General features: G+C 63.7%; 8 protein-coding genes and 1 pseudogene. 3 read left to right on the forward strand and 6 right to left on the reverse strand.

Going from position 1 to position 14,014, the window contains the following annotated elements; genetic code table 11:
- Window positions 1-111: 111 nt before the first annotated feature.
- Genes HF675_RS12350 through HF675_RS12360 form a run of 3 tightly spaced genes read left to right on the forward strand, consistent with a single transcriptional unit; the run spans window position 112 to window position 6,367 of the window.
- Complete coding sequence (locus HF675_RS12350) at window positions 112-1,302, forward strand: SrfA family protein (protein ID WP_187043115.1); 1,191 nt, start codon at window positions 112-114, stop codon at window positions 1,300-1,302.
- Window positions 1,302-4,205 carry a virulence factor SrfB gene (locus HF675_RS12355; protein WP_105233340.1) on the forward strand — a complete coding sequence of 968 codons (2,904 nt, stop codon included), beginning with the start codon at window positions 1,302-1,304 and terminating at the stop codon, window positions 4,203-4,205. The genes HF675_RS12350 and HF675_RS12355 overlap by 1 nt, the downstream gene beginning before the upstream one ends.
- Window positions 4,202-6,367, forward strand: a complete 2,166-nt coding sequence (locus tag HF675_RS12360; RefSeq protein ID WP_187043116.1) for a virulence factor SrfC family protein — start codon at window positions 4,202-4,204, stop codon at window positions 6,365-6,367. Before HF675_RS12355 ends, HF675_RS12360 begins: the two co-directional genes overlap by 4 nt.
- A 17-nt stretch (window positions 6,368-6,384) precedes the next feature.
- Here the strand turns inward: HF675_RS12360 and HF675_RS12365 are convergent, their stop codons facing one another.
- From HF675_RS12365 to HF675_RS12390, 6 genes and pseudogenes are all read right to left on the reverse strand, one after another.
- Window positions 6,385-6,990: a nitroreductase family protein gene (locus HF675_RS12365; protein WP_105231117.1), complete on the reverse strand. Its 606-nt coding sequence runs from the start codon at window positions 6,988-6,990 to the stop codon at window positions 6,385-6,387.
- A gap of 93 nt (window positions 6,991-7,083) precedes the next feature.
- A pseudogene (locus HF675_RS12370) lies at window positions 7,084-8,412 on the reverse strand (D-serine ammonia-lyase).
- 108 nt (window positions 8,413-8,520) lie between these two features.
- Window positions 8,521-8,997, reverse strand: coding sequence for a VOC family protein (locus tag HF675_RS12375; RefSeq protein ID WP_187043117.1), 477 nt, complete (start codon window positions 8,995-8,997; stop codon window positions 8,521-8,523).
- Window positions 8,998-9,008: 11 nt separating this feature from the next.
- Window positions 9,009-9,362, reverse strand: a complete 354-nt coding sequence (locus HF675_RS12380) for a DUF1428 domain-containing protein (RefSeq protein ID WP_105231114.1) — start codon at window positions 9,360-9,362, stop codon at window positions 9,009-9,011.
- Between the two features lie 103 nt (window positions 9,363-9,465).
- Window positions 9,466-10,887 carry an efflux transporter outer membrane subunit gene (locus HF675_RS12385; protein ID WP_111737110.1) on the reverse strand — a complete coding sequence of 474 codons (1,422 nt, stop codon included), beginning with the start codon at window positions 10,885-10,887 and terminating at the stop codon, window positions 9,466-9,468.
- Window positions 10,874-14,014: an efflux RND transporter permease subunit gene (locus HF675_RS12390; RefSeq protein ID WP_187043118.1), complete on the reverse strand. Its 3,141-nt coding sequence runs from the start codon at window positions 14,012-14,014 to the stop codon at window positions 10,874-10,876. The genes HF675_RS12385 and HF675_RS12390 overlap by 14 nt, the downstream gene beginning before the upstream one ends.

The following is a 14,014-nucleotide window of genomic DNA, read 5'->3' on the forward strand; positions in this document are numbered from 1 at the left end:
TGGCGTAAACAGACGGCGATTTTGCCCTGTTTTTCTCCCTTTGCTTTCTTTGCGTGCGGATTAGAGTGACCGTTGGTGTTGTAGCAAGTCTTACACAAGGTCTTTCTGAGCGTGACGAAACCTTTTTTACGCAGCGGCAGTCTGGATAAGCTGGTCGCTCTGGGGGAAAATGGCCAACCCATTTACGCCCAGGCGCAGTCAATCCGCGAGGCGCTGCGCCTCAAGAATCAACCGGCAATCGCAGACTGTCTGGCTATCCCGCAATTAAACCTCCGACAAGATCGCATCGATTGGTATGCGCCGTTCAGCGGTGAGATCCGCCCGTGGACGGCGGCCGACGATAATGAACGACGTGCGGCGCTGGCGCAGCTGGACGCCTGCCTTACCGAGGTTGAGGCGCTCAGCCGCCAGGCCGTTGCCGCGCCGCAGGCGGCGCAGCAGCGCTTCGGTACTCTGTTGCGTTATCTGCTGCGCTTCCCTGATGCGCAGCAGGTTTATCTGGTCGACGGCAAACCGGTGCTGACGTTCTGGGGGTTTGACCATGCCGAACAAGGCGGCGGCAGTGACCCGTTTGCCTGCCTGCGGTCGGAGGAAACCTCGCCGGTCGCCGCGCCGGTTACCGCTGCCGAAACGGCGATCGGCGCGCCCTCCGCGCCGCAATATGACGTCCGGCCGCCGCGCGCCGGCCGTCCAGGCTGGCTGCTGGCGGCTATCGTCATGGTCATGACGCTGGCCGCGCTGGGCTGGCAATGGCGGCAGTCTCACGACGCTGCGCCGCCGGTTGCCGGGACCGCGCCGGTTCTTCCGATGCCGCCGGCCGCACCGCCTGCGATCACGCCCATGCCGCCGTTGCCACTGGCAAAGGCGACGTTGCAGCCGGCGCCCCCTACGCCGGAGCCTGCCGCGCCGCCGAGCGATAACCACGCCCTGATCATGCCCGCCGCAGCGGTGAAAGCCGGTTCCACCCGTTTTCTTAACGGCGAATGGCGCGCCGTGCCGGATGTCAAAACGCCGCTGACCGGTCGGCTGCCCAGCCTGCGGTACCGGTTGCATAACGGTAAAGGCAGCCTCAGCATCCGCCAGGCGGATAACGTGCGCTGCCGGGTTGACGTCGAAACCGGACTGATGCCGTCCGGCAACCTGGTGATTAACAGCCGCACTAAGGCGCACTGCAGCGACGGCTCCCGCTATCAGATACCGGAAATCGTCTGCCAGCCGCAGGAGGACCGCCCCGCCGCGTGCAGCGGCCGCTACGGCGCCGACACGCTTTACCCCATGACCATCACGCGCGAGAAAAAATGATGCTGGCGACCCTTCCCCATTACCCCGCACAGATCACGCTGGTGCAAAACAGCGGCGTACAGTTTCTGGACTTTGGTCTGCCGCCGGAGAATGCTGCACCAACGCTGCCCGGCGCCTATGTGCGTAAAACCGCCAACGGCCCGCTGCTGCGGCTGCGCTTCGATACGACGTCAGGCAAGCACCTGCTGAACCACGACGACAGCACACCGCCGGAAACGGTCCGACCGGAGCTGCGTCTGCCGTTTGAACGTTCGCTGGCACTGCTGGCAGAACAGTGGCTGCCGTTGCCTTTCTTCCGTTTCAGCCCGGCGGGCGGTTTTCTCAACGGCCCGGCAAACTGGGCGCGGATGCGCTTTACGCCGTTGACGCAGCCCGACGAGGATGGCTGCCTGTGGCGCATTACCCTGACGTTTGATACCCAGTTGCGGGAGGCGGATACCCCGTCGCTGGCGCCGGATGCGAATGACGTCAACGCCGGTCTGGCGTTTGCGCTGGCGCATCACAGCCGCGATCTCGACGAGTTTCTCGATCAGACCTGGGTCGACGGCTGGCTGCGGGACGTGTTCCGTCAGCAGGCCGCCGAGCGCGAGCAGCGCAGCGAAAACGCGCTGCGTGGCGCGCTGAAAGCGTTCGAATATCAGGCGCATTATCTGAACCTGCTGACGCTGCTGGCAGAGCGGCTGCAGCTGCCGGCGATCCGTCTGATCGCCGCCGGCGGACAAACGGCGCCGATTCCGGTCGATTTGATCCTCGACGTCGGCAATTCCCATACCTGCGGCATTTTAGTCGAGCAGCATGCGCAAGAGCGTGACGGCCTGAAGCAGACCTATGCGCTGCAGCTGCGGGATTTCAGCCAGCCGCACCAACTGCATCAGGCGCCGTTCTCCAGCCGGGTGGAGTTTGTTCAGACACAGTTTGGGCCGGAGAACTACTCTTTTCAGAGCGGTCGCGAGCGGGCATTCTGCTGGCCGTCGCTGGTGCGGGTCGGCGATGAGGCCAGCCGGCTGGCGGCGCAGCGTCAGGGCGCCGAGGGCGCCACCGGCCTCTCCAGCCCGCGCCGCTATTTGTGGGACGACGCCCCCTATGACCACGGCTGGCGCTTTAATCAGGCGCAGGAGCCAATGGCCGCCGCCGCACCGCTGTCGTTATTACTGAACGACGAAGGCCAGCCGTTATCTGGCCTCGCACCGTCACAGCAGCTGCCGGTATTCAGCGCCCAGTACAGCCGCAGCGCGCTGATGACGCTGATGCTGAGCGAGCTGCTGGCGCAGACGCTGATGCAGATCAACAGCGTGGCCCAGCGTCTGACCCAGCCGCACGGCAACACGCCGCGACGGCTGCGGCAGATTATCCTTACCCTGCCCGCCGCGATGCCAAAGCCGGAGCGCGAGCTGTTTCGCCGCCGCATGGCCGAAGCCATCGGTCTGGTCTGGACGGCGCTCGGCTGGCAGACGCACGACGCGCCGCCGCAGCCTGAGATCCAGATGGAGTGGGATGAAGCCACCTGCGGCCAGATGGTGTACCTGTATAACGAAACGCAGGTCAATTTTGCCGGCGACAGTAAGGCGTTTTTTGCCGCCATGGCGCGCCCGGATCGCCCTGCCGCACAGCGCGGTACGGCGCTGCGCATCGCCTCGATCGATATCGGCGGCGGCACCAGCGATCTGTCGGTCACCCAGTTCTCGCTGGACGACGGTCTGGGGCATAACGTAAAAATCATCCCGCAGCTGCTGTTCCGCGAAGGTTTTAAACTGGCGGGAGACGATATCCTGCTCGATGTGATCCAACGCTATCTGCTGCCTGCGCTGCGGCAGACGCTGGAGCGGGCCGGCGTGGCGCACCCCGCCGCGCTGATGGACACGCTGTTCGGCAATCAGGGACGGCTCGACGGCCTGTCAACGCGGCGGCAGCAAACGGCGCTGCAGCTATTTATTCCGCTCGGCCAGGCGATTTTACAGGCCTACGAAACGTACGATCCGCTGGACGCCGGCGCCGAACTGGCGGCCACCTTCGGCGAATTGCTGCCGCAGCGGCCGACCGACGGCGTACTGCACTTTATCAACGCAGAGGTGCAGCGCCAGCTTGGCGCCGATGCGCCGGCCTTCGACATTCTGCACACCCCGCTGCTGCTGCCTCTGCGCGATCTGCACGCGGCGTTTCTATCCGGACAGATCCGCATCAAAGCGTGCCTGCAGGCACTCAGCGAAGTGGTGGCCCATTACGCCTGCGATGTGCTGCTGCTGACCGGCCGCCCCTGCCGCCTGCCGGGCGTGCAGGCGCTGCTGCGCCATTTGCAGCCCCTGCCGGCGGGCCGCATGCTGTCGCTGGACGGCTATCACGCCAGTCAGTGGTATCCGTTCGCCCGCCACGGACGTATCGACACGCCGAAATCCACCGCGGCGGTCGGCGCTATGCTGTGCTTACTGGCGCTGGACCTGCGCCTTGGCAGTTTTTATTTCAAGGCCGGCGATTTCCGGCCTTACTCCACCATCCGCTATCTCGGCATGCTGGATGCCCGGCAGAGCCTGAGCGACGATAACGTCTACTATCGCGATATCGATCTGGATCGCCGCGACTTCATGCTGGATAACCGCGCCTTTACCCTGCGCGGCCCGCTGCGCCTGGGTTTCCGTCAGTTGGACAATGCGCGCTGGCCCGCCTCGCCGCTGTACAGCCTGCATATTGTCGATACGCAACTGGCGCGCCGGCTGGCCGGCAGCGCGGTGCTGCAGATACGGCTGCGGGTTGCCGACGGTGAACGCTTCGAACTGGCCGACGCCACGCTGGACGATGGCGAAGCGGTGCCGCTGACGCACCTGCAGCTGAAATTAAATACCCTGGCGGCCGGCGACGGCGCGGCAAGCCATTACTGGATCGACAGCGGGAGCGTGTTTCCATCATGAGTGATATTTCTTTACCGGCGCAACGCCTGCACGACGTTGCGCAACGGGCGCTCGACTGGCTGCAGGACGCTCGCCATGATTCAGCGCGGCTGGCGGCGGAAGCGGAGAGTCTGGCGCTGCGCCTGCGCCGCTGTCGGCGCGACGCACGGCGGCTGACCATTGCCGCTGACGAGAGTTTCAGCCTGGGTATTTACGGCAATGCGCGGCAGGCAAAGGCCGCACTGCTACGCCAGTTGGGCGTTACCCCGCACCCCGTCGGGCAGCCGGCGCTGACGGTACGCTATCACCAGACGCCTCAGCCGGCCACACCACGCCTGACGCTGCTGGAGGAAAGCGACCTCGTTGGGCTGCTGTTTTTCGCCGCCGGCGCGCAGCCGCCGGATCGCCGGCAGCTGGCGACAGGTTTATCCGCCCTGCGCCGTCAGCCCCACGCGATACCGGCAGAGGGCGTTGACGAAGATCGGCTGCTGACGCTGTGGGAGACGCTGAGCCACTACCATCCGCAGCTCGCCAACGATCCGTTCTGGCCGGCGGCGCTAGCGCTGGCGCCCGGCCTGAATATCGATCAGCGCGCAGCGCTGTTTGCTCCGCTGTGGGGAGAGCGGCCAGCGTTCACCGCCCTGTATCGTCAGCTGGCGCACCGGCTGCGGGAGCTCGGCAGCCGCCAGTTCACGCTGACGGAAGATATCGACACGCTGAGCGCGGTGATCGACGGTTCAGCAGCGGCCTGGCTCAACGGCGAAGGCGACCGCCATACCGTGCTGCTGCCGCTGACTGAGGCGCAGACGCCGCAGCGCTGTTCACAGGCGGAACTGGCGCTGCTGACGGCCGAACTGACGCTCACCACGCCGTCAGGCGGCGGCATCTTTGGTCATCCCGTCGTTCTGCTGGATATCCCCGGCGTTTCGACAGCATGTGAGCAGGCGCTAACATCCTCTCTGCTGTCTGCCAAACGCCGCTGGCTGTTGCACCACTGCAACGAGCGCAGCCAACCCACGCTGCTGCTGGTCAGCGGCGCGGCGACCGATCGACAGACAGTATTGCCGGCCGCCAAAGCGCTCAGCCATTGGCAACAAGGCGGACTGCCGGCCCCGGATGAGGCAGGCAAACCGGACCTGATCTGGTTGCTGACCCCGCGCAGCGCTGCGGCGCAGGATTATGAAGCCGCCGTGCAGCGCCATATCGGCGAACCGGGCGTACACTGGGGGACGTTGCTGGCGCAGGATGAACACGATCACCGGCGCCTGCTGGCCTATCTGACGACGGCGGTCGATAACCGCATCCGTCAGCGGCGGCTGACCAAACGGCTGCTGACGCTGCACACCGTTCTGACGAAAGCGGTGCTGGGCGACTGGCTGCCGGCGGCGGATGATGATGAACGGCCGCAACAGCAGCAGGTCGCCCGGCGTCTGCTGCAGACGCTGCAGGCCCGCACCGGGGTGCACGGCGAGTTGCTGCAACAGCTGCTACCGCCGCAGGAAGCGCTGCTGCATCTCTATCAACAGCCGGCGCCGCTTACCGGCGGTGAGCCGTTGGGTATCGGCATCGAGCTGGATCTGCTGGCGCCGGTTGCGGACGGCAGCGATATTTCCCCGCCGACATCGTGTTTTGCCGACGCTGCATTCCGCCTGTGGCTGGAACATCTGCGCCGTCTGGCGGATAACCGCGCGCTGAAGCAGCAACTGGATATCGACAGCCGCTGTCTTAGCCTGCTGGCCGATACGCTGATTAACGCCGCCTGGCGGCTGGGCATTGACCGTCAGCTGCGCGACGCGCTGATGACCGACAGCGGCAATGCCCAACGTCAAACCTCACTGGCGCTCGGCGTACTCGGCGATTTTGTCGCCTGGCTGGGCTTCCAACACTGCTTGCCGCAACGGCGGCCAACCAGCCGCATCCAGCAGGGGCAGCCGATCTTTACCTCTCCGCACGCGCCGTCCGGCGATCTGACGCCGCCGCGTCTGACCCGGCTGGCGGCCGCACCGGTCAATGACGCCGCCTTCTATATTTATGACTGGCTGGTGGGATTAAATACGCTGGCGGCAGACAACGTCGGCCATCGCGCAGCGGCCAGCCTGCCGGCACGGCAGCAGCGGCGTTTGGCGCAGATCGTGGCGGCGCTTGAGGATTCTGATAAAGGTGAGAATGGTATGGGGCCATAGCCCCATACCGGAGACGATCAGTAACGATCGACGCTGACAATCTGCTCGAGAGGCAGTTTGCCGATGCGCGGATAAGGCTGGCTGACGCCTTTGCCGATCGCCACTATCAGGGCGATCTGGTAATGGTCCGGTTTGTTGACGATCTTGCCGACCGCGTCAAAGTCGAAGCCATCCATCGGACAGGAGTCATAGCCCTGCGCTTTGGCGGCCAGCATCAGCGTCTGGGCGAAAATACCGCTGCTGCGCATGATTTCATCGCGCTGCACCTGCGGTTTATCGCGGTAATACTGGTCAATCGCCGGATAGATAAACTGCTGTACCGGTTCTGCCGCCTCGTGCCAGATGTTTTTCACCTGTGATTCCCAGCTGGACAGGTCGCCGCACAGCAGCACCAGCATGGAAGCATCGGTCACCTGCGCCTGATCCCAGGCCGCTTCGCGGATCGCCGCACGCTGGGCGGCATCTTCTATCAGCAGCGGACGCCAGTGTTGCAGGTTAAATGCGCTCGGCGCATTCTGCAGCGCGATATCCAGCAGCGCTTTTTTCTCATCCAGCGTCATGACATGCTGGCTGTCGAACTGTTTGGTAGCCCGTCGTTGTGTAATCGCGTCAAGCGTATTCATCCGTTACCTCATAGAATTAACATTTAGCGTCGCCATTATTCTCAGAATATTTAGCCGGATGTCCAGCCTGCGCACGCAGACGCGCACGTTTTGTCATATTCCCTGCCGCAGGTAGGCGGCCATTTCGTCCTCCGGTACCATGCCGCCGCCGGTGGCCCACACCACGTGGCTGGCATTTGCCACCTGCCGTTCGCTCAGGCCTTGCTGCATCAGCCACTACGGGTTAGCAACCACTCTCCACGGCCCCGGCATGCCGGCCAGCGCCGAAGGCTCCAGCCGGATTTGCTCATGGCGATCCAGCAGCGCCAGCAGCTGATACATCTCTTCATCGCTCAGCGTATAAAAGCCGTCCAGCAGGCGCTCCATCGCCCGGCCGACAAAGCCGGATGGCCGCCCCACCGCCAGGCCGTCCGCCGCCGTCAGGTTATCGATGCCGATATCCTGCACCGCAATCGCGTCGTGCAGGCCGGTATGCACGCCCAATAACATGCAGGGGGAATGGGTCGGCTCGGCAAACAGGCAGTGGACGTGGTCGCCAAAGGCCAGCTTCAGGCCGAACGCAACGCCGCCGGGGCCGCCGCCCACGCCGCACGGCAGGTAGACAAACAGCGGGTGCTGTTCATCCACGACAATTCCCTGCCGTTCACACTGCTGTTTCAGCCGGCCACCGGCCACCGCGTAGCCGAGAAACAGCGTTTTTGAGTTTTCATCGTCAATAAAGAAACAGTGCGGATCCGCCGCCGCCTGCTGACGCCCCTGCGCCACCGCTACGCCATAATCTTCCGCATATTCGATGACGTTCACCCCGTTTTCCCGCAGTTTCTGCTTTTTCCAGTCGCGGGCGTCGGCGGACATATGCACGCTGACGTTAAAACCCAGTTTGGCGCTGATAATACCGATCGACAGTCCCAGATTACCGGTCGACCCCACGGCGATGCGGTACCGGCTGAAGAACGCGCGAAAATCGTCGGAGAACAGGCACGTATAATCATCCTCCGGCTGCAGCAGCCCGGCGTCCGTCGCCAGTTTCTCCGCATGAGTCAGCACTTCATAAATGCCGCCGCGCGCTTTGATCGAGCCGGAGATGGGTAAATGACTGTCTTTTTTCAGCCATAGCCGTCCCGTCAGCGCACGCTCATAGCGGTCGTTCAGCGCCTGGCGCATCGCGTCGATCGCCACCAGTTCCGATTCGATGATGCCGCCCGCCGCGCGGGTTTCCGGAAAGGCGGCGCTCAGATAAGGCGCGAAACGCGTCAGTCGCTGCTCCGCCTGCGCCACCTCCTCCCGCCCCAGACCGACGAACGGCAGCCCCTGTTCCAGCGTGGTGGCGCGCGGATTAAACCAGGTGAGCGGCTCAAAGGCCTGCAGTCTGGCGACCAGCGGATAATCGTTTATCAGGGCATTCAGTTGTTGTTGATGCATAACGGCGGCTCCTTGCGGGGGGAATAACAGCAGCATGACGCAATATCTGTGATAACGGTATCTTTTTCCTGCATTTTCCCTCCCCGTTGCGGAGAGGGAAAACGTCGCTTACGCTTTATTGGCCGCCGCCTCCAGCGCGGCGATATCAATTTTACCCATTTTCAGCATCGCTTCGGCCACGCGCTGCGCCCTGGCGCGATCGTCACCCTGGATCAGCTCGCCCAGCCGTTTCGGCACCACCTGCCAGCTGATGCCCCAGCGGTCCTGCAGCCAGCCGCAGGGTTCGGTCTTGCCGCCTTCGCTGAGCGCCGTCCACAGCCGATCAATTTCCGCCTGATCGTCACATTCGGCGGCAATCGCAAAGCGGTGGGTAAAGGGATCGATCGGCTGCGCCTCAAAGGCCAGATAACGCTGATCGCCAAGGATAAAACCGGCCATTTTGACGCTGCCCGCCGGGCCGGACGGCGACTCTGCGGGCAGCGTTGTATGCCATTCCAGCCTCGAACCGGGAAACAGCGCGATATAACAGGTCAGCGCTTCTTCCATCTCTTGCGCAAACCACAGTTGCTGCCTGATGATGGCCATAGCGCCCCCCTTTACTCGTCGAGCAGCGTGGAGAAACCGCCAAAAATCATCCGCGCGCCGTCAAAAGGCATCTCATTACCAAACTCCTGCATCCGCGGATCGCTGCGCATCCTGCCGTTTGCCTCGTCGCGCACCTGTTTGGACGGGTACTCAATCCAGCTGAACACCACCACCTCATCAGCCGTGGCCTTTACCGCGCCGCGAAAATCGGTGAGTTTGCCGTCGGGCACGTCGTCCCCCCAGCACTCCACCACGCGCGTGGCGCCAAACTCCTTAAACAGCGGCGCGGCTTTCGCCGCGAGCGCACGATACGCCTCCTGATTGGCGGCGGGCACCGCCACCACAAAACCGTCTACATATGTCATGCTCAGGCTCCTCTGTCTTATCAGACAGTCAGGTTGTCGATGGCGCCGACGAAAAGCCGGCGCCCCCTACCATTTTAGTCGCTGAACAAGATAGTCACGCAGGTTAATCAGTTTTATCCGTCGCCGGCCGTGCGCTACCGCCGCCCATCACCTTATACAGCGTGATCAGATTTTGGTAATGGGTCTGCTGCACGGCGATCAGCGACTGACGCGCGCTGTACAGCGTACGCTGCGCCGTCAGCAGGTTCAGATAGCTGTCAACTCCGTGGCGGTAACGCAGCTCCGCCAGATGCGCATACTGCTGTGCCGCCGCGACGTTGCCGCGCTGCGCGCTCAGTTGCTGATGGAGCGTCGCGCGGCGCGCCAGCGCGTCCGACACCTCCTGAAAGGCGGTCTGCACCGTTTTTTCATAGCTGGCGACATCGGCCCGCTGCTGGGCGTTGGCGTAGTCCAGCGCCGCCGCGTTGTAGCCGCCGCTGAAAATCGGCAGGCTGATGCTCGGCGCGAACGACCAGATGCCGGCCCCCCGGCTGAACAGCGATGACAGCGACGCGCTGCCGACGCCGCCGCTGGCGGTCAGCGAAATGGTGGGGAAAAACGCCGCCCGCGCCGCGCCGATATCCGCATTGGCCGCCTTCAGCGTATGTTCCGCCGCCAGCACGTCCGGCCGGTTCAGCAGTACCTGCGAAGAGACGCCCGCCGACAATTCCTTCATGCTGCCGGCCAGCGCGTCGATGCCGTCCGGCAACAGGTTGGCCGCCACCGGCTGGCCGACCGCCAGCACCAGCGCATTGTTGTCCTGTTCCACCAGGGTGGCGTATTCGGCCACGTCGGCGCGCGCCGCCTGATAAACCGTTTCCGCCGAGGCGACGTCCACCAGAGAGACAATGCCGTGCCGCTGGTTGTTGCGCGTTACCGTCAACGAGCGCTGCGCGCTGGCCGCAGTATCCTGCGCCGCCGCCAGATTACTGCGGTCGGCCGCCAGCGCGATCCAGGCCTCCACCACGGTGGCAATCACCGTTAAGCGCGTGCTGCGCGCCGCTTCGGCGCTGCTCAGGTAACTCTCATACTGGGCGCGCGTCTGGCTGCGGTTCTTGCCGAACAGATCCAGTTCAAAGGCGCTGGTGCCGGCCTCCGCCTGATAGCTCTGACTGATGGTGGTGGCATTGCCGCTGCCGGTCAGCGCCCGCGAGCGGCTGCCGTCAAGGCCGGCGTCGAGGGTCGGCAGCAGCGAGGCGCGGCTTTCGGCATACAGCGCGCGGGCGGCGGCGATATTGGCGATCGCTTCGCGCAGATCGCGGTTGGCATCCAGGCTCAGCGCCACCACCTGCCGCAGCCGGGCGTCGGTGATATAGTCGCGCCACGCCAGCTGTGGATAGCCGTCCGTGTGGTCAGCCGCGGTGCTGTCGCCGAGCGTGACCGGCAGCGCCGGCCGCTGATAGTCAGGATCAAGGGAAAGGCAGCCGGCCAGTAGCCAAGGCAGGGAAAACACGGCCAGGCGTTGCCACCGTTTATTCTGCATCATGTGAAGCGCCCTTATCGGTCAGTCCCTGCGGTTTGCCGGAAAACACGCGGCGCACCAGAACGAAGAACAGAGGAACAAAGAAAATGGCCAGTACGGTCGCGGTCAGCGTACCGCCGAGGATACCGGTGCCGATGGCGATCCGGCTGTTGGCGCCGGCGCCGCTGGACAACGCCAGCGGCAGGATGCCGGCGCCAAAGGCCAGTGAGGTCATCAGGATCGGCCGCAGCCGCAGCGCCGCAGCCTCCACCGCCGCCGCCGTCAACGTGGCCCCGCGCCGGTAAGCGTCTTCGGCGAACTCGACGATCAGAATGGCGTTCTTCGCTGACAGACCGATCACCGTCAACAACGCTACCTGGAAGTAAACATCGTTCTCCAGACCGCGCAGGCCGATCGCCAGCAGCGAGCCAATAACGCCCAGCGGCAGCACCATCATCACCGAAAACGGTACCGACCAGCTTTCATACAGCGCAGCCAGACACAGGAACACCACCAGAATCGAAATGGCATACAGCGCCGAGGCCTGCCCGCTGGTCAGTTGCTCCTGATAGGACAGGCCGCTCCAGGCATAAGTGGTGCCGGCAGGCAGTTGCTGCGCCAGTTTGGCCATTTCCGCCATCGCCGTGCCGGAACTGACGCCGGATGCGCCCTGACCCTGAATCTCATACGCCGCCAGGCCGTTGTAACGCGACAGGTTCTCCGGCCCGTTGATCCAGCGGCTGCGGGCAAAGGCTGAAAACGGCGTCATGCTGTCGTCGCTGCCGCGCACAAACCATTTATCAATATCCTCCGGCTTGCTGCGGAATGGCGCATCGCCCTGCAGATAGACCTTTTTCACCCGGCCGCCGTCGATAAAATCATTGACGTAACTGCCGCCCAGCGCGCTGCTGAGCGTGCTGTTGATATCGCTGGTGCTCAGCCCCAGCGCGCCGGCTTTGGCATCGTCGACGTCCACCTGCAGCTGCGGCATATCCGGCAGCGTGTTGGCGCGCACCGCCGACAGCGCCGTATTCTCACCGGCCTGCTGCAACAGTTGGTTACGCATCGCCAGCAGTTGCGCCCGCGTGGTGCCGGCGCGCGCCTGCAGCTCAAAGGTAAAGCCGTTCGACTGGCCCAAACCAGGCACCGACGGCGGCGTCAGCGAGAAGATCTGCGCGTCGCGCTCGCGGGAGAAATAAGCCATCGCCCGTTTGGCAATCGCATCGGCGCTGTTCTCGCTGCCCGGCCGCTCGCTCCAGTTCTTCAGCGAGACGAAGCCCATGCCGGCATTCTGCCCGCTGCCGCTCAGGCTGAAGCCGGATACGGTGAACACTACGTTGACGTTGTCTTTCTCTTTGGTCAGGAAGTAGTCCTTGATTTTATTGCTGATGACCGCCGTTCGCGCGTCCGTCGCGCCGGCCGGCAGGGTGAACTGCACCATCACATACCCCTGATCTTCCGTCGGTAAAAAACCGGTCGGCAGGCGGAAAAACATCAACGCGCAGCCCGCCAGCACCAGCGTATACAACAGCAAATAGCGCGCCGGACCGTGAATCACCCGGCCGATACGCCGCTGATAACGCGTCTGCAGCCGCTGGTAACCGCGGTTGAAGCGGCCAAACAGCCCGCGGGTGCCGTGTTGTTCATCTAATGGCTTCAGCAACGTGGCGCACAGCGCCGGGGTCAGCGTCAGCGCCACCACCACCGACAGCACCATGGAAGAGACGATGGTGATCGAGAACTGGCGGTAGATCACTCCGGTCGAACCGCCGAAGAACGCCATCGGCAGGAATACCGCCGACAGCACCAGCGCAATACCGACCAACGCGCCGGTAATCTCCCCCATCGACTTTTCCGTCGCCTGGCGCGGCGGCAGCCGCTGTTCGCGCATCACGCGCTCCACGTTTTCCACCACCACGATGGCGTCGTCCACCAACAGGCCGATAGACAGCACCATGCCGAACAGCGTCAGCGTATTGATCGAGTAGCCGCATGCCGCCAGCACGCCGAAGGTGCCAAGCAGCACCACCGGCACGGCGATCGCCGGGATCAGCGTGGTGCGCAGGTTCTGCAGGAACACAAACATCACCGCCACGACCAGCACCATCGCTTCCAGCAGGGTTTTCACCACCTCTTCGATCGAGATATGAATAAAGTCGGTGCTGTCCAGCGGATAGGCCACCTTATAGCCCTGCGGCATGCCGCGCTGGAAGTCGGCGATGGCGGCTTTCACCGCCTGCGCCGTTGACAGCGCATTGGCGCCCGGCGCCAGCATCACCGCGATCCCCGCCCCCGGGTGGCCGTTGACCTGTGAATGAGCGCTGTAATCTTCCGCCCCCATCTCCACCCGCGCCACATCGCCCAGGCGCACCAGCGCGCCGCTGCCGGCACTTTTGACGATAATCTGGCGGAACTGCTCCGCAGTCTGCAGCCGCGAACGCGACATTACCGTGGCGGTCAGTTGCTGATCGCCGCCCGACGGCAGCGCGCCGAGTTTGCCCGACGACACCTGGGTATTCTGCGCTTCGATAGCGCTGGTCACGTCTGACGGCATCAGCGAGTAGGACGCCAGTTTGGTCGGATTGAGCCAGATGCGCATGGCATGCTGCGCGCCGAACACCCGCACGTCGCCCACGCCCTGCACCCGCGCCAGCGTGTCCTGCATATTGCTGACCAGATAGTCGGAGATATCGTTGGCGCTGCGGCGGTCGGTGTCATCGTACAGCGACATTATCAGCAGAAAGTCGCTCTGCTTTTTGGTCACCGTAATGCCCTGCGCCGTCACTTCGCTCGGCAGGCGGCTCTCCGCCTGCTGCACCTTGTTTTGCACCTGCACCTGGGCGATATCCGGGTCGGTGCCCTGATCGAAGGTGACATTGATGGAGACCGAGCCGTCGGAACTGCTGGAAGAAGAAAAATAGAGCAGACCGTCGAGGCCGGTCAGCTGCTGCTCAATCACCTGCGTCACGCTGTTTTCCAGCGTTTCCGCCGAGGCGCCCGGATAGGTGGCGGAAATGGCCACCGACGGCGACGCTACGTCCGGGTATTGTGAAATCGGCAGCGAGCGGATCGACATCAGGCCGCACAGCATAATGATAATGGCGATCACCCAGGCAAAGACCGGGCGGCGGATAAAGAATTTCGCAAACAT

Origin of the sequence: Serratia sp. JUb9 (genome assembly GCF_014298095.1) — a bacterium.
Classification (GTDB): Bacteria; Pseudomonadota; Gammaproteobacteria; order Enterobacterales; family Enterobacteriaceae; genus Serratia_B; species Serratia_B rhizosphaerae.